Genomic DNA, 16027 nt, shown 5'->3' on the forward strand with positions numbered 1-16027 from the left:
CCATACAACCGGTAGCCGGTGCGGTGCAATCGAATTGCTTCAAAACGGCGCAGGCGACTCCACCAACACCACAGGCCCAGGCCCCGCGTACAGCACCTCTCCCGAGTGTTTCACCGTCACCCGCCAGATCTCACTCTCCTGCGTGACCGCATACGCCTCGGGCTCCAGCGGCAGCACGGTCTCCGTCGGGAACACACCATCAGCTCCGCCCGGTGTCGTACACAGTAGAGTCGGGTAGTTCCAGTGCGCGTCGATCGGCATGGCGTGTCCTCAGTGGACCTTCACCCTCACACCAGCCGCACTTCAAAGTACGCCCCATCTCCTTCGCCCAGATCCCGGAACCCTGCCTGCTTGGCCGCCGCACTGGCCTTGCCCCAGGCCTTGAGCAAAGTGAGATCGCCGGGCGACACCACCTCAGGTGGCGACTCTTCCAGGCTGTGCATGGTGTCCAGGGCGGCAGCAACCTGTTCGGGGCCGCCGAGCTGCTTCTCCAAGGCCTTGGCATACCGGGTTTCTGCGGCAATCCGCTCCTTGGCAGGGATCTCTTCGGGGTAGTCGCGCAGGGTGACAACATAGGTGGATTCGATGACTTGCATGGCGCTGCTTCTCCTGTGGTTGAATACTGGATAAATATACAGCTTTTGCCGCAAATGCGCATGTAGGATGAACCCAAGGAGGCCTCCCCATGGAGCACTCTTTCCCCCCCACAGTCCTGGTTTCAATCCCTTGGTCGGGACCGCCTCCTGGTCGGACAAGACCTTGCTCGACTGCGGCAAGTTCTATCCACCCACGGCCAAGGCACCCGAAGCGCGGCTGCGCTTTTACGCCTCGCAGTTCAACCTGGTGGAGGTGGATACCAGCTACTACGCCATTCCAGCAGTCACCATCGCCCAGCACTGGGCTGACCGCACCCCGCCTGGGTTTGTGTTCAACGTGAAGGCCTTCAGCCTGTTCACTGGACAGTGGACCAGCACGGATGTCTTGCCCAAGGACATCAAGGAGGCGTTGGGGCCTGGGCGGCGCATGGTCTACAAGGACATGGCGGCGGAGTTTCGGGAGGAGTTGTGGAAGCGCTTTGTGGCCTGCCTGGTGCCCTTGCAGATCAACGGCAAGCTGGGTCTGGTGCACTTCCAGTTCTCGCCGAAGGTGGTGCGCCACCCAGTGGCCATGGCCCACATCGAGCACTGCGTGGAGCATCTTCCCGGTCACACCTTGAGTATCGAGTTCCGGCATCCGAGCTGGTGGGAGAACGATGCGGTGACCGCAGACACCTTGGGCCTACTCAGGAACCTGGGGCTGGTCCACACCATCGTGGATGGACCGCAGGGCACGCCCCACAGTGTTCCTGCGATCTGGGAGACCACCCATCCCGACCATGCCCTGCTCAGGCTCCATGGGCGCAATGAGATGGCGTATGGAATGCCTGCGAAGTCAGCTGCAGAGCGGTTTGACTATGCGTACACCTCCGAAGAGTTGCAGGGCCTGGCCCTGCGGTACAGCCCGATTGCGCGGTCGGTGCGGTATCCGCATGCGGTGTTCAACAACTGCATGGAGGACAAGAGCCAGCTCAATGCGCGGGAGTTTTTGGAGGCACTAAGGAGGGGTTGAGCGGGCGTTCAAAGATTCATTGGGTTGCGTGACGCCCACCTGGGTTGCCTTGATTTTTGTGGACACTCCTCAGTTGATCGGAATAATTCCACTGGCATGAAATTAACAAAGGTCCGCAGATCCCGATGAGTGTTCAATTGCTTGCAATAGTTGAAGTGGACAAAGCAGATCGTGTCATCTGCCAAGCAGACGGCTGTGGTCATAGCGTGTTTCGACGCATCCATATCGTGCGCAGTGCCACGGGCGACCTTAGCGTGTACGGATCAGACTGCTTCGATAAGCTGTTCGGTGAAATCGTGGGCAAAGCGCCTCAGTACGGTGGCGGAGGTGGCCGAGAACTTACGGCCGAAGAGCGTCTCATGCTGGTAGAAAACACTGAGCGGCTTATCGCGCAATTCGAAGCTGAACAGCGGGCGCTGATTGAACAGAGCCAATTGCACTCGGAGCAGCAGCATAGAGAACGCGCAGAGCAAGAGGCGGCTCAACGGCGTCGGTTGGAGGCAGAGAGCAATCGACCACCCACACCTGCGGAGATTGCCAGCGTCGAGCGAGAGGCTAAGGCAATAGTGCGTCAAAAGTTTGGGGTTGACCCGAACATTCCTGGCTGGCGCGGCTTGGTACTGGTGGAGGCTCGGGAGCTTCTCGGACGCTGACGAGAGAAGAATGTCAAAACCAATCAGTCAGTTCTTTGCGGACTTGGGCTTTCCGCTCAAGAATATTCGTTGGTCCTGGGGCGCTAGAAATGTGGACGGGACCGCGTTACTCCTTCGGGCGTGGGATGACGAGTACTCCTTCAAACACAAAACAGTGACCGTTCTTCGAGAGCCAGAGCGGTACCTTGTATCTGATTCTTATGGTCTTGATGAAAGGATTGTGCAACTCAAGGAACTATGGGCGGGCGGCATAGCCGCCTACGTGGTCATAGCGACTGTGAAAGATGCGGACGAACACCCAAGAGAAATCAAAGACTATCGCGAGGATGCGGTGTTTTCTGTAGAGCGGCTCTCGTTGCGAGACGATGGGGCCATCGTCGCGCAGGTAAGTGGATTGGTTGAGGTGGGATCGCTGGCGCGCAACATCGCGACTCACCGGGTGGCGGCAGCTGACGGTATTTTTCCCGTCGACGATGCGCAACGCACTGGACTCTCGACTGATAGCTATAAGCAGAAGCTGCCCGCTATTCGCGCTTGGCTTACTGAAGTGTGCCAAGCGAAAGAGACGGTCACCTACGCGGACGTCATGAATCGTTTCGGGTTGACGTTCTACCCGCTACGTAATGCCATGAGTCGTCTCGGCAATGACTGCAAGGCTGCAGGTGAACCCATCATTACGGCGCTAATCGTCGATAAACACACTGGAAGATGCTCACAGGGTCTCTTCGATGAGTTCCACATCGATGACGATGCCCTTGAGCGGAAACGTTGTTATGCGTACTGGGGGGCGCGCCAGGAGCAACAGGAATCTGCAAAGCTATCGAATTCACCAGCGGAGAGCGAGAAGGGCAGCCTGCTTCCCAATGACCTAAAGCAGCGTGCGGCTCGATTTGCTCAGGTAGAGGTGCGCCCGCAGCAGGCAGAATTTCGCCTCGCAGTTTTCGAGTCATGCAGAGGTCGTTGCCTCATCAGCGGGTGCACTGTCCCTGAAGCGCTTGAGGCAGCCCATCTGTTGGGGCGTGATTGGCGGCTGGGACACAACAGAGCAAGTGACGGGCTGTTGTTGCGCAGAGACCTTCATACGCTCTACGACCGAGGCCTGCTGCGCATCACTGACGAGGGCGTTGTCGAGATTGATGCGCGAATATCGAGTCACTATGGTTACCTTGACGGAGTTCAACTAGCCACGGTGAAATTGCCGCTTGGACATTGAGTCTTGGCTTTGAGAGTCACCTTTCGGGAGCGATTTCTGTTTGCGGGACCCCATCTCTGCAAGCAGCTGTAAAACCCTGCGGATTCCGAGCATTCGGGCCTAAAGCGAGAGATGAACGGTGCTCCAATCGGGCTCCGTTTTGTTCGACCCGATTGCTCCTTCTGTGAATCGTTTGTTCTCTTGGCCAGGCCGTGTGCACCTGGCAGCTGTGCTGGCTTTGTCTCTTGCCGGCGTTGCTCTCCCGAATCTCTCCTGGGCGCGGTTTCCGCATTTCGACAGTGCGGCGCTGCTCACACCCGAGCCCACCTCCTTTGCGCAGTGCCCGCAGTTCTTTGCGAATGGCATACCACCGGCCATCACACCCCGTCCGCAATTGCGTGAGCTTTGCTATGAGGCCTTTGCGGTGCTGCACTCCGGTACCACCAAGACGCCAGTGTTCGTAGCCCAACGGCTGAATCGACAGATGCTGGAAGGGGCCAACGAGAAACGGGCCAAGCGGTTCTTCGCGGACGCGCGCTTGCCCAGTGGGGAGCGGGCGGAGCTGGAGGACTACAAGAACTCAGGTTACTCCCGAGGCCACATGGCGCCAGCGGGAGATATGGCCACACCCACTTCCATGGCCCAGAGCTTCAGTTTGGCGAACATGGTCCCCCAAAATGCCCAGCACAACGGGGGCGCCTGGAACAAGATCGAGCAGGACACGCGGCACTATGTGAAGCGGGCCAAGGAAGATGTGTTTGTGATCACCGGGCCAGTGTTCACGGATGCGGGGCCACGCATTGGGGCCAACGGAGTGAAGGTACCGACCTATCTGTACAAGCTCGTGTATGACGCCACGACCAACAAGGCCTGGGCGCATTGGCAGGAGAACCGCGAGGGGGAGACGGTGGGGCGGCCGATCAGCTACCAGGAGCTGGTCAAACGCACGGGCGTGGAGTTTCTGCCAAAAAGTGCACTGCAGCATTGAGTCGCAGCAAGGGCCGTGTCAGCGGTGACGTTATAAATCGGTCCTTTCCAACCTCTACACGTGAGCATCCATGAACCGCGCAGAACTCGTTGAAATCCTGGCTTCCAAGAATGACCTGTCCAAGACCGCAGCCAATGCAGTGCTGGAAACGCTGATCGACACCATCCAGACGGCCGTGAAGAAAGGTGACGCCGTGCAACTGGTGGGCTTTGGCACCTTCAAGTCGGCCAAGCGTGCAGCTCGCACGGGCAATAATCCATCGACCGGTGCTGCCCTGAAGATCCCTGCAAGCACGGTGCCGAAGTTTGTGGCGGGCGCGAAGTTCAAGGCGGTGGTGGATCCCAAGGCTGCCAAGCGCAAGGCGGACAAGGCTGGGAAGTAAGTCAAACTTTCTCGGTCGCCACCGAAACAAGCCGCCGTGGGTTTGGGCCTTTGGCGGTTTTGTTTTTTGGGGACGAAGAAGGTGTGCGATACGGCGGTGCGTCCCTCCTAAGTGCGCGATAAGGCGTCAAAGTTACCATTGGGCCTATGAATACGTTTTCTAATGCCTTTCGCGCTGAAGTTGTTCGCATGGCGCGCAAGGAGCTCAAACCTGAACTTCAGGGCATGCGCAAGGCGATCACCAGCCACCGTTCCGAGATCGCGGTACTGAAACGAGAAGTGAAGAGTCTCACTTCGCAGCTCAAGACAGCACAACGCCAAACCAAAGTTGTGGGCGTTGCTGCTCCAGCTGATCCACCGAAATTTTCGAAACGCGCCGCGCGCGAGGAATTCGTGTTCGCCCCGGAGATGCTGACCCAAATGCGCCAAGCACTGGAAGCGACGCAACTTCAGATGGCTGCGTTGCTGGCCGTCTCTCCACTCACGTACTCGCGGTGGGAGAAGGGGCAGGCCCAGCCCCGGACCAAACAGCTGGCGAAGATTGAGGGACTGGTAAACATGGGGCCAGCCAAGGCCGCAAAGAAGATGCGCCAGGCTGCACAGGCCTGAGTCCAGCTGCGCTGTATGCGCTGTGGACCGTCAATCAGGATCTAGGCGAAGCTGCCTTTCTGGATTTGCAGAAGCGTTGCTTGGACCAACGCCAGCCCTTCGGGTTCTTGCAGGACATCCCACGGACGGCGGTTTCCGAAGGCGGGGAGTGGCGCCGTTAGCCACTCCTGCAGCCAAGCCTCGGCGTTGAAGCCTTCGGGGGTGCCCGATTCCACCACGATCTGCTGGACCAGGTCCGTCAGAACTTGTGGGGGGCGGGCGTCGTTGGGGCGGGCCATGCTGCATTCTGGTCTCGTGCCCCCACACTCGCAACCCTGAGGCTGATCCTCGGTATAAAGATTTCGACCCGCGTGTTTGCCTACCATGCGCGTGATAGCTAACGCGCGCATGGTAGTTGCTCCGCCCCCAGCATTCAGAGCAAGCAAAGCCGCCGCGTGTCTCTCAAGCCGCCTGGGCCGAGCAGTTCGCCCTGCAGATGAGCGGTCACGGATGACGCGGCTAGGACGATTGGCAAAACGGCGCTATGCGGTTTGTGATCCGGCCAGTAACATCCTTGCCGAAGTAATTTGTAACAATAATACTGTACATGTATACAGTATCATAAATGCCAAGGAGTACGCACCTGATGATTGACCTCACGCTTTTGTCAATCGAACGCATCATCGTCCACCACATCCCCCCGCGAGCGGACGACAAGTCGTTCGTGGCACCAACTTGCGCAACGTCGCTTGTTACGCTGCCCAAGCCAGGCCTGGACATGTTCGCGAAACGGATCAGTCAAGCACTCGGGCACCACTCGCACGGCATTCAAGCTCAGTTTCACAACACCGGAGCGCAAAGCTTCTTCGCCAATGCAGTGGACATGATGGAAGGGAATGATGCTCAGTTCATCGCGAGTTCCGCCATCGTGGCGGGAGACTTGACAAGATCTCAGCAATCAAAAAACCTGTCTGCAAGCAAGTTAATAGTTATATCAGGCCATACATCGAAAAGCCAGTTTCCATTTTCTGCGGTTGTCAAATCGGAACTGCAGGACGGGCTTACCGAAAAGTCAAACAAGGGGAAGACCGTCGTGGACTACTTGACGGATATTTTCTTTGCGGAAAGCCAGAAGCTCTACAAAATCGGCTTTGTTCAGAAAACGAACAGTCTAGGCACGAAGGCGGCGCCTGAGCATTTCGCGGTTCATCTGTTCGACCATCTAATGACAGGCACGGAGACGCGCGGCGCGGCCTTCTACTTTTATTCGGAATTTCTTGGAGCCGACGTCGCTTCCTCCGACCGACATCGAACAAGGGAGTTTTTTGAGAAGACTAATGAATTCGTGCAGGCACAGAATATCCCAACAGCCAAGAAAATAGCGCTTGGCGAAGCTTTACGTGCTGAACTACGAAGTAACAAAAAAACGATCAGCGTGAAGGGGTTCTCCGACGATCATTTTGACCCTGCGCTGCAGAGTCAGTATATCGTGTTTATGGATAAGGCGAACATCAGCAAGCATGCTATTACCAAAGATACCGAGTACATCAAGACCAGATTGAAGCGCCGGAGAAAAATTGTTTTCACCACCGGGGTGATGATCAGTACACCAGCTGATCAAATATCTCTTGTTTCGATCGAGCCATCTTCTGATGGCTCCACAGTCGTGAAAATCAGTGGAACAGTAGAGAGTCAAGAGTGAAGATCTCGCGCGACCAATTTCTTGCGGAAATGCGTGATGACGCATCTCTACTTGAGCTGTGGGCGCGTGAATCTGTGAAGTTAATCTCTGAGATGGTCAAGGCAGAAATTGGCCCGCAGCGCTACCACGGCTTCTTTAAGATCGAGCCTCAATATCGCCTAAAAACTGAAGAATCTGCACTCAGGAAGTTCGATCGCTGGGACTCTTTAGAATCATCAAAGGAAATGCATGATCTGGTAGCGGCTAGGTTTGTTGTATTACTCCGTGATGAACTGCAGATCGTGGAAGATATTATTAAAAATCATTCCGGCTGGAGTGCTATTCGCACGCGGCATTTTGAGTATGAAGTGGACGACGATCCCGATGTCTTCGACTACCAGTCGATTCACCTAGTGATTAGCGGAAGTAGAGGTGCTACTATCGGAGGGCATGTTCTTTCCGATGATGTGAAGTGCGAAATACAAATTCGCACGATCATGCAACATGCTTACGCGGAGTTGTGCCACGACAAAATTTATAAGAACTTTCGTTCAATCCCGCAGAGCGCAAAACGTCTGGTAGCTAGATCGATGGCGTTAATGGAGTCGACAGATTCAATATTCAGCGAAACAGCAAAGCAACTCGAAGAAATATCGGAGGACCGCAATAAATGGTTGGAATATCTTGCCGGGGTATATGGAGTGGCCGCTCAGCGTAGCCCATTACCAGTCGATGTTGTATGTGCAGTTGTGTTTGATAGATTTCGCCATCTCTTGGAAAACGTAGGGATGAGCCACGTTGGAGATGCTGTAGATTCTGACGCCGTTCGATCGCGAATAAAGGGCAGGCTTGATGACAAGCTGTTCAGTAGCGCAGGCTGTGTTCTCACATATTGGCTTGTTGATAAGCACTTTATCGAAACAAAGCGCTCCTGGCCAGACGAATCTCTTTTGCCAGGACTGAAGCTCGTATGCGCAGATTTAGGCTATTCATATGAATAAATATTATGGCAACCCCTGATACCACCCGATATTCTCCACCTGCCACCCAAGCTGAACTAGTCGTCGCTTGGCTAAGGCGTGCAAGGGAGTCGCAGTTCGCACACTATCGCGCTTCCAATAGATTGGGGAACTATGGACGCGCTTTCGGCGTTCCAGTCATCGTAATCACCGCATTCGTGGGTGCCTCGGCATTCGCGTCCATCCTCTCTCAAACAGTTCCGCTGTACGCCAAGGTGATTGCAGGATTGTTCAGCATCGCAGCCACGGTGCTTTCTAGCCTGCAGACCTTCTTCAAGTTTTCGGAGAGGTCAGAGAAACACAGAACTGTTGGAGCTAAGTTTGGGTCTATTCGACGCGAACTGGAATCGCTCCATGCTCAGGGCCAAGTCAGCTCCAGCGAGCTGGCCGCCGTCCGGGAAAAGCTAGATAAGTTGGCAGAAGAGGCGCCTAACGTCGATGCTCCCGTTTTCTCGCACGAGGCCAAGCAGGGTGACGATCGCATCTAGCGTGCTGCCGCCCTCCTGTAGGGTACAGCCAAGAAGGTCAGTGAAAGTCGCGCTGGCGCCCCGCCCGCATCTACGGCAATAGCGGCAACCGCGACCCATTCAAAGCCGTTGCCAAGGCGACGTGCAGATTGCCCGATCCTGACTCAACTAAGCTTTGAAGAGACATCCTGCGCAGTGTCGCGAGAGCGTGCCCCCATAGTGCGAAACAGTCTTTGTCATGCTGCTGGGCCGACTTGTAAACAATGCCAGAGAAGCCAGCTGCATGAGCTTCCGCCGCCAGGGCTTGAGTTTGGCCAAAGCGCAGGGAATGAAGTACCGGCCAGCTCGAAACATGCGGACGCAAGTCAAGCAAGGAGAGTTGACCGGTAGCTTGTACGCTGAGCAGGGAGCGTTTTGCCATAAGAGCGTATGAAACTCCGATGGCTTCACGACGGCAGATGGCCTCGTAAATGGCGGTTTCAGGCCGTTCTGCAAAGTAGGCAACTGGCTCGCCGGCAATGTCAAAACGCCCCGAAAGCAGATTTGATGGTGGCAGCAGTAGTAGCCGTGTCCCAATTTTCACCGTACCCGCACGCGCGATGGAGTGCTGAACACGAAAAAGAAGCTGAGGGGCCTGAAGATCAAAGTGAGGGATGTACTGAAGATCTGCGAGTTTCATGGGGCGAAAAAGGGTCAATAGCCCTCAGCACCCGCCACTTCAACAACACGTGTCAGATGGCCTTGCTCGATTGCCTGACGCGGTGTCAGGCCACCCAGAGCGCCCGATGGCGTCTCCAAGAAGGCGAGCAGTGCCCAGCCCTCATTGGTGCCCAGGGCTTTTGAAAGCTTGGGCACGGCATCCCATAGAGCGGGTTCAAATTGCCAATTGGGCAACTTGAAACCACGCCGAGTTTGGGTCAATCCGATAGCCCGCCCTTTGGCGATCCACGCATTGATCGTCACTCGAGTGGTACCCACTAGATCGGCAGCCATATCGGTGCTGAGCATGTCATTGGCTTCCAAGCGAGCCATCCGGGCGGCCAGGCTGCCAGCCAGCAAGGCCTTGGTCTGAGCAGCAGACGCGTAGGGCGACGGATGTGCAACTGCGCTTGGGGTGTTGTTTGTGCGGTGGCGAGTCGATGAGGTTGATGTTGTCGAGGCTGTTTTCATGAGGACTTCATCAATGGCGCCTTATGGCGCGTTGCGGCCGTTGACCTTGCTGCTGAAATAGGAAGTGCGGGGCAAGTTGAGGACAAGAGCCTGCTTGAGCTTGGCAGCGGGACGGGAGAACAAGGTGAATACCTCCGCGCTATGGCGAACCGGTACTTCGACAGCAGCCGGACACATTTCCAGCTCCATAACGTTGAAATGGGGTGACCGATGAATAAGCACATTGGCCAAGATCGGGAGCGTGTGGCGGCGTTCCACGATGCCAGCGACAGATTGCAAGACCGCGAGGACCTTGTCTTGGGTTGCCTTCAACACAATCATGATAATTTTGATTAGTTGGTATGTTTCGTAAAGTTCGATTGTCTCATGGTGCTTGCGTTGATACAACGGCGACGAGCGAAAACAGTCATCTCGTCCGCGCCCGGGGCGACCCGTTGAGCCTTACGCTACGCGTTCCTATGACAAGGTGCCACCACAACTCGTGCAGTAGGGAGACAGTCCTTGAGAAGCGATACTGCCATTTGTAGATATGCACCGAATAGCTGCCGCTCCGCTGTGCGCAAGCGTCCAAACCGCACGTCGGCTTGATGGTGCTTGCCGTGGGTCCGCTCTCCGCCGACGACAAACTCGTCACGCTGCAGGACAGTTTTGCTTGCAGTGTGCTGATCGGAAATCTACTGTCAAAGGGCTTCTTCCCCAGTCAGTTGGTTGTTTCTAGAAACTATGAGGGTTTGGCCGACAAAGCCACAAAGCAGCAGTGCAACTTCTTGCTCAGTTCCTGTTGGACATCTGGGCTGGACAAGCCCGCCGTTCCCTCACATGCCACGAGGTTTTGCCGACAGGAATCGGGCCAACCCTCCAGGTCGTCATCGAGAGCTATCCACTGCCGGGGTTTTCGCCGCTGAGCGTCTTCTTGAACTTGCACCCCCCGGGGGGTGGTGCGAAACATGGACAGGTTCCAGGGGTCCACACCATGCACACGCCTGTGGTACGTCCCACCAATGAACCGAACACGCAAGGAGGCCGGAAGGCGTTTGAGGGTCGCGCTGTATCCGGGCCGGATGCACCAGGTGCTGCTGAGTACCAATGCGACTGTTGGGTAGGGTTCGAGCAATGACTCCAGGATAGGAACCCATTCGAAAAGAGAATGCCCAGCCGCCTCGTACGGGCTCATGTAGATACCCTTGCGGGGATGCCAAAGCACTTTTTCGTGGTGGACAACACCGTCAAGATCCAGGTACAGAACGACGTCGGCACTGCGCGGAGTGGATGCCGGAAGATACGGGGAATTCTGGCCTAAAGGCATTGCCGTGGGGATTCTGCTTGGCGCTACTAGGTCTGCGTGGACGACGGCATGGCCGGAGCGAACTCAGCAATTTCCAATGAAAGCTACGAGAAAGCACCAGACTGAGCGCGCAAGAGAAAGCTGCTCACCACATCCAGGCCATTGGGCTCAAACAGCACATCAAGAGGCCTCCGATTGCCCAATGCGCGAACCTCCCCTATGAGCCAATGGTCAAGCCAAGACCGTGCGTCAAAGCCGCGTGGTTCTCCCGCTTCATTGACCATTCTCTGTACGAGCACGGTGAGAGTATTGATGTCGTCTTCAAGAGCCATGGTGTAGTCCGTGGAATGGCAGTAGACCAGCCCGCAGCGATGACGATGCAATCCCTAGGATTAAGCGTCAGCTTTGGGTCTCCGGCAGCGGCAGCGCGAATAGGCAGTTGTCATTGCTCTCGTCACACTGTGCGCGGTAATGGGCTCCGTGGTCGAAAGAATTGGATTGCGCATATTCACCATCCACGATTTCCTGACAGTTCTTGTCTTGCATCGGGCTAACTCTTTATGCTGGAGCTAACAGCATCCCCCACGCCAATAAAATTCGTAAGCAAAGGGAGGCGGTACAAGCCCGAGATCAGTGTCTAAGTCGATCTCAACCGCGAGCGCTAGGCGTCGTTACCTGCTCAAAGCTTTCCATCTCACTGACTGTGTTTCGCCCCAGCTTACCCAAAATTCTGGCCGCCGCCAAATCGTCATGCCCCCCGATCAGCTCCTACCCATGAACCGCTGCGGCCTCTGCAGTGCGACCAGCTATCGCCCGTTGATTGAGCGCGATGAGGCTGGGGCAATGAGCTATACCGATCGGCTGGTCTGCTCGGGGTGTGGGCGAGAGTTCTCTGATTTGCATACCTGGCGCCGTGGGGCGAATGATGCACCGCCTCCTGCGACCCCTGCGCAATGAGTGGCACCTACCTCGTTTCGTCGTTTGCGGATAAGGACCGGGTCAAAGCCCTGGGCGCACGCTGGGACCCAACCCGGCGCCAGTGGTATGTCCCGGAGGGGCGAGAGCTGGCTCCATTTGCCCAGTGGCTGCCAGTTGCAGATGCGGCCTCTGCTTCAGTCACTTCACTTGTGGCGCCTATGCCAGCCGCTGCCTTGGCCCCGACGAGCCAGCGCGGGCTCCCGCTGTCCCAACTGTTGCAAGGAGTCTCTGCGGCCGTAGCCCTGGCCTTTAAGGCTGGTGTCTGGGTCCTTGTGGAAGTGGTCGATACGCGTGTTCGCGGTGGCCACGTTTACTTGGAGGTTTCTGAGCGGGATTCTTCCGGGGTGATGACCGCCAAGGCAACCGCAGTAGTGTGGTCCAGCACAGCAAGCTGGCTACTGCCTCAGTTCGCGGCGGCCACTGGCGCGCAAGTCGGGCCAGGAATCAAATTGCTGGTGCGGGCGCGACCGGTTTTTAAACCTCAGTACGGCTTCAGCTTGGAAGTTGACGCGATTGACCCTGATTACACCCTCGGTGATCTCGAGGCCCGCAAGCGCGACATCCGGGAGAGGCTTCAACGCGAAGGGCTGTTCGAACTTAACCGGCAATTGCCATCCCCGTGGGACTACAGGCTGGTCTTGGTTGTGGCGCCGGAAGGAGGTGCTGGACTGGGGGATTTCCAGGCAGAGGCGCAAAGGCTGGAAGACCAGGGCATTTGCCGGTTCGTCTATGTGCATAGCCGCTTCCAAGGGGATGGCGCAGCGGCCCAGATCCGGGCGGAACTGCTGGGCGCTCTGGGACGCATGCGAGAGGCTGGCGATCTCCCAGATGCCGTAGCCATCATCCGGGGTGGCGGAGCCATCAATGATATGGCTTGGCTTAACGACTATGCCTTGGTGCGTGCCGTCTGTGAGACGGAAGTGCCCGTACTGACAGGTATTGGCCATGAGCGCGACAACACTGTGTTGGATGAGGTAGCCAACATCCGTTTTGATACTCCCTCCAAGGTGATCGCCGGCATTGAGCGATTGATTCTGCAGCGGGTCCACGAAGTGAAGAGCCTGTACGCGGAGGTCAGTCGGGAGGTCAGCCGTAGAGTCGGCGGTGCCCAGCGCGCCGTGGCTGAATATTTCGTAGGCATTGAAGCAGGTGCACGTCAGGAGATTGCTCGCAGCCGTCAGCGGACATCGGAGCTATTGACCCTGACCCGAATGGGTGCGGTTCAGGCCCTTCACACGGCGGCTGAGCGGACTGCTGCTGAGTTCTACGATGTGCGCCGTCTGGCAACCCAGCAAGTGAGTACCGCGCGCACCGAGATTCCAGCTCTTCTGTCCGAGATCCGGGTCGAGGCCAAGCAAACACTGCAGGGCGCCAGGAACCACGTTCTCACACATAAGGACTTTGTATTAGACCGGGCATCGGCCGATGTGCGATACCTCAAAGACAACACCGAGCGCTCTTTCGAAGACCTCACCGTCCAAGCTCGGACGGTTGTTGCGGACGCTAGAGCAGATACCCGGGCACTGATGCGCGAGATCGCCGGGCAAGGGCCTGACAAAACACTGGGACGAGGCTTCGCGCTGATACGCAATGCTTCCGGCAAGGCAATTACCAGCGCAGGCAGCGCAGAGACCCAAATCACTATCCAGTTCAGAGACGGGACCAGGGCCGCAGAGCTCACCAAGGACAGCAAGCCATGAGCAACAAAACTTTCAAAGAGTCGTACGGGATACTGCAGCGGCATGCCCAAACCCTACGCAAACAGACCGAGCCCAACATTGATGATCTGCTGAGCATCGTCGAAGAATCCGTGGCAGCCTACAAGGTTTGCCAGACGCGAATTGACGCTGTGGAAAAGGCGTTAGAAAAGGCGCTGGGTGGGGCCGTAGATCCTTCCGCAGCAGCGGCGATAGCTGCGCCCGAGAGCCAAAGTCAAACCGAGGACCCAGACGATATCCCGTTCTGACTCCTGCCCCTGGCCGCCTGTCCCACTTCAGACGCTTAGGAAGGCCTGACGCATGTGCTGAAGGAGATCTAAGTTGTACCCATGTCGACTGATCTCTGATGGGATGCGCCCCAGCGCCAGGATGCTTGACTTCATCGTCAGATCTGACGATGATCTGTTGAATGCAGTATCCAGGTGGCAAAGGCCGCACATTCCAGCACGTCGTCAATCTCATGCCCCCGCACACCGTCTACATCGAGACGCATCTGGGAGGGGGGGCTGTTCTACGCAACAAAAAGCCCGCACAACGCAGCATTGCCATTGAATTGGATGAACGCGTAGTTGCGGCATGGCAGTGTTCGCCGCAGGTGCCCGCAGAGCTGGTGCACGGTAAGGCTGAAGATTTTTTGCGTAGCTATGCATTCACTGGTTGTGAGCTGGTGTACTGCGATCCCCCATACCACCCTGCTACCCGACGGCAGCCACGGGTCTACCGCCACGATTACAGCGAGCAAGACCATGCAGAGCTGCTCAAGCTGCTCACGAGCCTGCCGTGCAAGGTACTGATTTCCGGCTATGCACACCCTCTTTACGATGAGATGCTTGCTGGCTGGAACTGCAAAAAGTTTGAGGCTGCGTCGCACAAAGGTATTCGCGTGGAATGCCTATGGTTCAACTACGAGCCACCCACCGAACTACATGATGCGCGCTATCTTGGAGAAAACTTCCGAGAGCGCCAGAGTACAAAGCGTCGATTGCAGCGCTTGCAGTCTAAAGTGGTGGCCATGGATGCGGCGGAACGTACGGCGTTCATGCAATGGATGAGCGAAGAGTTCTCGTTTCAATCAAGGGAGGTGGCGTGATGCAAACTGCCGCGATCTTGGGGCCCGTGGGGGTCATGCAGCTTGAACTCCCGCCTCCAGCTGAGTTGCTGTTGCCTGGCGTTCCCTGGGGCCGCGTGGAGGGCTTTCCCACGCCAGCTTATTGGGCATACCAAGTGATGTCCAAGCGCGTCCTCGGAGGACCGCCGGAATACAAGCTCGGCCATACCCTTGCAGAGGAGGTTGCTGCCTGCCTGCTGGGAGGTCACGGCATTCCAGCTGCTGTTGGTCTTGCTGCGTTTGAGCTTTTGCGAACACGCGGTGTGCTGGCTCAAGCTCCGACCGAAGAGGAACTGTTGGCGCTTCTCGAAAAGCCATTGGAGGTCGGAGGGCGAGCCGTACGCTATCGCTTTGCCAAGCAAAAGGCCCGCTACGTCAGCGAGGCGCTCAAGAGGGTGTCGGTGGGAGATGCTCCGCTACAGTCCGGCAGGGCTCTGCGCGATTGGTTACTAGACTTCAACGGGATTGGGCCAAAAACAGCCTCTTGGATAGCTCGCAACTGGCTACGCGCCGACGATGTTGCTATCTTGGACATTCACATCCTGCGAGTAGGCGTGGCAATTGGTTTGTTCCCAAAGACTTTGACGGTCGAGCGCCATTACTTCGCCCTTGAAGAACTGTTCTTGGCATTCAGTCAGCGAATGGGTGTCCGCGCCTCCGAGTTGGACGCGGTGATTTGGTATGAGATGGCCCGGTCGCCGTTGTCTACGCAAGTGATGCTAGGACATAAGCTGCCACCTAATAGCGCTAGGTCAAGCAGCGGACGGGTGGCCAAGCAGCGCCATGCCGACCCCGCACAAGCGTCCTTGCTTATCTAGCTCTAGGTCCAGGATGGGTGATCCAGAGATTCCCAGCGGGCAAAACGAGAGGGCTAGCGCCTCTGCGCAGATACTGAAGTAGCCGAGCAGCACGCCGACGTCGCGCCATATAAGACTGCCCGGACTTTCGTACTTCGCAGCTACCTTGTTAGGCTCCGCTACCAAGGCAATCAGGGATGCGTTAGTTGTCGGTACAAGCTCATCAGCTGCGCTACGGGCCACGTTGGCAGCAGAGGCTGTACCTGGCAGGGAGACTAGCTGGTGGGCTTGGGCATCGTAGTACATCCAATCCTCGGCGCTCTGGCGCTGAACCAAGGTGTGAACGCTGTGGATTGCTCCAGCCGCAGGATGGGGGCGAAACTCCAGATCGAAG

The 16027-nt window shown here is 56.8% G+C and carries 22 protein-coding genes; 13 read left to right on the forward strand and 9 right to left on the reverse strand.

The genetic code is table 11. The features are described 5' to 3' along the window. Nucleotides 1-39: 39 nt before the first annotated feature. Complete coding sequence (locus AC07OC_RS12820) at nt 40-261, reverse strand: hypothetical protein (protein ID WP_494601338.1); 222 nt, start codon at nt 259-261, stop codon at nt 40-42. A gap of 26 nt (nt 262-287) precedes the next feature. Beyond that, nucleotides 288-596 carry a hypothetical protein gene (locus tag AC07OC_RS12825; RefSeq protein WP_099729482.1) on the reverse strand — a complete coding sequence of 103 codons (309 nt, stop codon included), beginning with the start codon at nt 594-596 and terminating at the stop codon, nt 288-290. A 130-nt stretch (nt 597-726) separates the two neighbouring features. Here AC07OC_RS12825 and AC07OC_RS12830 point away from each other — a divergent pair, with 130 nt between their 5' ends. The 6 genes from AC07OC_RS12830 (at nt 727) to AC07OC_RS12855 (ending at nt 5431) form a co-directional block, all read left to right on the forward strand. Beyond that, nucleotides 727-1608, forward strand: a complete 882-nt coding sequence (locus AC07OC_RS12830) for a DUF72 domain-containing protein (RefSeq protein WP_494601340.1) — start codon at nt 727-729, stop codon at nt 1606-1608. A gap of 125 nt (nt 1609-1733) precedes the next feature. Further along, complete coding sequence (locus tag AC07OC_RS12835) at nt 1734-2261, forward strand: hypothetical protein (protein ID WP_494601342.1); 528 nt, start codon at nt 1734-1736, stop codon at nt 2259-2261. 10 nt (nt 2262-2271) lie between these two features. After that, nucleotides 2272-3474, forward strand: coding sequence for an HNH endonuclease (locus tag AC07OC_RS12840; RefSeq protein WP_494601344.1), 1203 nt, complete (start codon nt 2272-2274; stop codon nt 3472-3474). Between the two features lie 163 nt (nt 3475-3637). After that, a complete protein-coding gene (locus tag AC07OC_RS12845; RefSeq protein WP_494601346.1) occupies nt 3638-4441 on the forward strand; it encodes a DNA/RNA non-specific endonuclease in 804 nt (267 codons plus the stop codon). A gap of 70 nt (nt 4442-4511) precedes the next feature. Further along, nucleotides 4512-4823, forward strand: a complete 312-nt coding sequence (locus tag AC07OC_RS12850) for an HU family DNA-binding protein (RefSeq protein WP_487255534.1) — start codon at nt 4512-4514, stop codon at nt 4821-4823. A gap of 146 nt (nt 4824-4969) precedes the next feature. Next, nucleotides 4970-5431, forward strand: coding sequence for a helix-turn-helix domain-containing protein (locus AC07OC_RS12855; protein ID WP_494601348.1), 462 nt, complete (start codon nt 4970-4972; stop codon nt 5429-5431). A gap of 41 nt (nt 5432-5472) precedes the next feature. Here the strand turns inward: AC07OC_RS12855 and AC07OC_RS12860 are convergent, their stop codons facing one another. After that, the gene (locus AC07OC_RS12860) at nt 5473-5709 is read right to left on the reverse strand and encodes an MbcA/ParS/Xre antitoxin family protein (protein ID WP_494601350.1); all 237 of its coding nucleotides are present in this window, start codon (nt 5707-5709) and stop codon (nt 5473-5475) included. A 347-nt stretch (nt 5710-6056) separates the two neighbouring features. Between AC07OC_RS12860 and AC07OC_RS12865 the strand changes: the two genes are divergently transcribed. The 3 genes from AC07OC_RS12865 to AC07OC_RS12875 are packed head-to-tail and all read left to right on the forward strand — an operon-like array spanning nt 6057 to nt 8598. Then, entirely contained in the window at nt 6057-7112 is a 1056-nt protein-coding gene (locus AC07OC_RS12865) for a nucleoid-associated protein (RefSeq protein WP_494601352.1), read from the forward strand. Beyond that, on the forward strand, nt 7109-8092 hold the full coding sequence (locus AC07OC_RS12870) for a GTP pyrophosphokinase (RefSeq protein WP_494601354.1): 984 nt from the start codon (nt 7109-7111) through the stop codon (nt 8090-8092). The genes AC07OC_RS12865 and AC07OC_RS12870 overlap by 4 nt, the downstream gene beginning before the upstream one ends. 5 nt (nt 8093-8097) lie before the next feature. Then, nucleotides 8098-8598: an SLATT domain-containing protein gene (locus AC07OC_RS12875; RefSeq protein ID WP_494601356.1), complete on the forward strand. Its 501-nt coding sequence runs from the start codon at nt 8098-8100 to the stop codon at nt 8596-8598. Nucleotides 8599-8668: 70 nt separating this feature from the next. Here AC07OC_RS12875 and AC07OC_RS12880 read toward each other — a convergent pair whose 3' ends face one another. The 6 genes from AC07OC_RS12880 to AC07OC_RS12905 form a co-directional block, all read right to left on the reverse strand. After that, complete coding sequence (locus AC07OC_RS12880) at nt 8669-9256, reverse strand: RES family NAD+ phosphorylase (RefSeq protein ID WP_494601358.1); 588 nt, start codon at nt 9254-9256, stop codon at nt 8669-8671. A gap of 14 nt (nt 9257-9270) precedes the next feature. Beyond that, nucleotides 9271-9747 carry a hypothetical protein gene (locus AC07OC_RS12885; protein WP_494601360.1) on the reverse strand — a complete coding sequence of 159 codons (477 nt, stop codon included), beginning with the start codon at nt 9745-9747 and terminating at the stop codon, nt 9271-9273. Nucleotides 9748-9768: 21 nt separating this feature from the next. Further along, the gene (locus tag AC07OC_RS12890; RefSeq protein WP_494601441.1) at nt 9769-10068 is read right to left on the reverse strand and encodes a hypothetical protein; all 300 of its coding nucleotides are present in this window, start codon (nt 10066-10068) and stop codon (nt 9769-9771) included. Nucleotides 10069-10468: 400 nt separating this feature from the next. Further along, nucleotides 10469-11053: an HAD domain-containing protein gene (locus AC07OC_RS12895; RefSeq protein ID WP_494601362.1), complete on the reverse strand. Its 585-nt coding sequence runs from the start codon at nt 11051-11053 to the stop codon at nt 10469-10471. A gap of 83 nt (nt 11054-11136) precedes the next feature. Next, nucleotides 11137-11364: an antitoxin Xre/MbcA/ParS toxin-binding domain-containing protein gene (locus tag AC07OC_RS12900; RefSeq protein WP_494601364.1), complete on the reverse strand. Its 228-nt coding sequence runs from the start codon at nt 11362-11364 to the stop codon at nt 11137-11139. Nucleotides 11365-11431: 67 nt separating this feature from the next. Next, on the reverse strand, nt 11432-11578 hold the full coding sequence (locus AC07OC_RS12905) for a hypothetical protein (RefSeq protein ID WP_494601366.1): 147 nt from the start codon (nt 11576-11578) through the stop codon (nt 11432-11434). Between the two features lie 407 nt (nt 11579-11985). Here AC07OC_RS12905 and xseA point away from each other — a divergent pair, with 407 nt between their 5' ends. From xseA to AC07OC_RS12925, 4 genes are all read left to right on the forward strand, one after another. Next, nucleotides 11986-13710: an exodeoxyribonuclease VII large subunit gene (gene xseA, locus AC07OC_RS12910; RefSeq protein ID WP_494601368.1), complete on the forward strand. Its 1725-nt coding sequence runs from the start codon at nt 11986-11988 to the stop codon at nt 13708-13710. Continuing rightward, a complete protein-coding gene (xseB, locus tag AC07OC_RS12915; protein WP_494601370.1) occupies nt 13707-13976 on the forward strand; it encodes an exodeoxyribonuclease VII small subunit in 270 nt (89 codons plus the stop codon). The genes xseA and xseB overlap by 4 nt, the downstream gene beginning before the upstream one ends. A gap of 161 nt (nt 13977-14137) precedes the next feature. Then, the gene (locus AC07OC_RS12920) at nt 14138-14818 is read left to right on the forward strand and encodes a DNA adenine methylase (RefSeq protein WP_494601372.1); all 681 of its coding nucleotides are present in this window, start codon (nt 14138-14140) and stop codon (nt 14816-14818) included. After that, nucleotides 14818-15654, forward strand: a complete 837-nt coding sequence (locus tag AC07OC_RS12925; protein ID WP_494601374.1) for an 8-oxoguanine DNA glycosylase — start codon at nt 14818-14820, stop codon at nt 15652-15654. Before AC07OC_RS12920 ends, AC07OC_RS12925 begins: the two co-directional genes overlap by 1 nt. Nucleotides 15655-16027 lie beyond the last annotated feature (373 nt).

This window comes from Acidovorax sp. GW821-FHT10E04 (assembly GCF_059415185.1).

Coding starts and splice junctions, on each gene's coding strand:
- AC07OC_RS12925 (WP_494601374.1), top strand. CDS start 14,818: ATGCAAACTGCCGCGATCTTGGGGCCCGTGGGGGTCATGCAGCTTGAA.
- AC07OC_RS12820 (WP_494601338.1), bottom strand. CDS start 261: ATGCCGATCGACGCGCACTGGAACTACCCGACTCTACTGTGTACGACA.
- AC07OC_RS12860 (WP_494601350.1), bottom strand. CDS start 5,709: ATGGCCCGCCCCAACGACGCCCGCCCCCCACAAGTTCTGACGGACCTG.
- AC07OC_RS12885 (WP_494601360.1), bottom strand. CDS start 9,747: ATGAAAACAGCCTCGACAACATCAACCTCATCGACTCGCCACCGCACA.
- AC07OC_RS12920 (WP_494601372.1), top strand. CDS start 14,138: ATGCAGTATCCAGGTGGCAAAGGCCGCACATTCCAGCACGTCGTCAAT.
- AC07OC_RS12835 (WP_494601342.1), top strand. CDS start 1,734: ATGAGTGTTCAATTGCTTGCAATAGTTGAAGTGGACAAAGCAGATCGT.
- AC07OC_RS12840 (WP_494601344.1), top strand. CDS start 2,272: ATGTCAAAACCAATCAGTCAGTTCTTTGCGGACTTGGGCTTTCCGCTC.
- AC07OC_RS12900 (WP_494601364.1), bottom strand. CDS start 11,364: ATGGCTCTTGAAGACGACATCAATACTCTCACCGTGCTCGTACAGAGA.
- xseA (WP_494601368.1), top strand. CDS start 11,986: ATGAGTGGCACCTACCTCGTTTCGTCGTTTGCGGATAAGGACCGGGTC.
- AC07OC_RS12865 (WP_494601352.1), top strand. CDS start 6,057: ATGATTGACCTCACGCTTTTGTCAATCGAACGCATCATCGTCCACCAC.
- xseB (WP_494601370.1), top strand. CDS start 13,707: ATGAGCAACAAAACTTTCAAAGAGTCGTACGGGATACTGCAGCGGCAT.
- AC07OC_RS12825 (WP_099729482.1), bottom strand. CDS start 596: ATGCAAGTCATCGAATCCACCTATGTTGTCACCCTGCGCGACTACCCC.
- AC07OC_RS12895 (WP_494601362.1), bottom strand. CDS start 11,053: ATGCCTTTAGGCCAGAATTCCCCGTATCTTCCGGCATCCACTCCGCGC.
- AC07OC_RS12880 (WP_494601358.1), bottom strand. CDS start 9,256: ATGAAACTCGCAGATCTTCAGTACATCCCTCACTTTGATCTTCAGGCC.
- AC07OC_RS12890 (WP_494601441.1), bottom strand. CDS start 10,068: ATGATTGTGTTGAAGGCAACCCAAGACAAGGTCCTCGCGGTCTTGCAA.
- AC07OC_RS12850 (WP_487255534.1), top strand. CDS start 4,512: ATGAACCGCGCAGAACTCGTTGAAATCCTGGCTTCCAAGAATGACCTG.
- AC07OC_RS12905 (WP_494601366.1), bottom strand. CDS start 11,578: ATGCAAGACAAGAACTGTCAGGAAATCGTGGATGGTGAATATGCGCAA.
- AC07OC_RS12875 (WP_494601356.1), top strand. CDS start 8,098: ATGGCAACCCCTGATACCACCCGATATTCTCCACCTGCCACCCAAGCT.
- AC07OC_RS12855 (WP_494601348.1), top strand. CDS start 4,970: ATGAATACGTTTTCTAATGCCTTTCGCGCTGAAGTTGTTCGCATGGCG.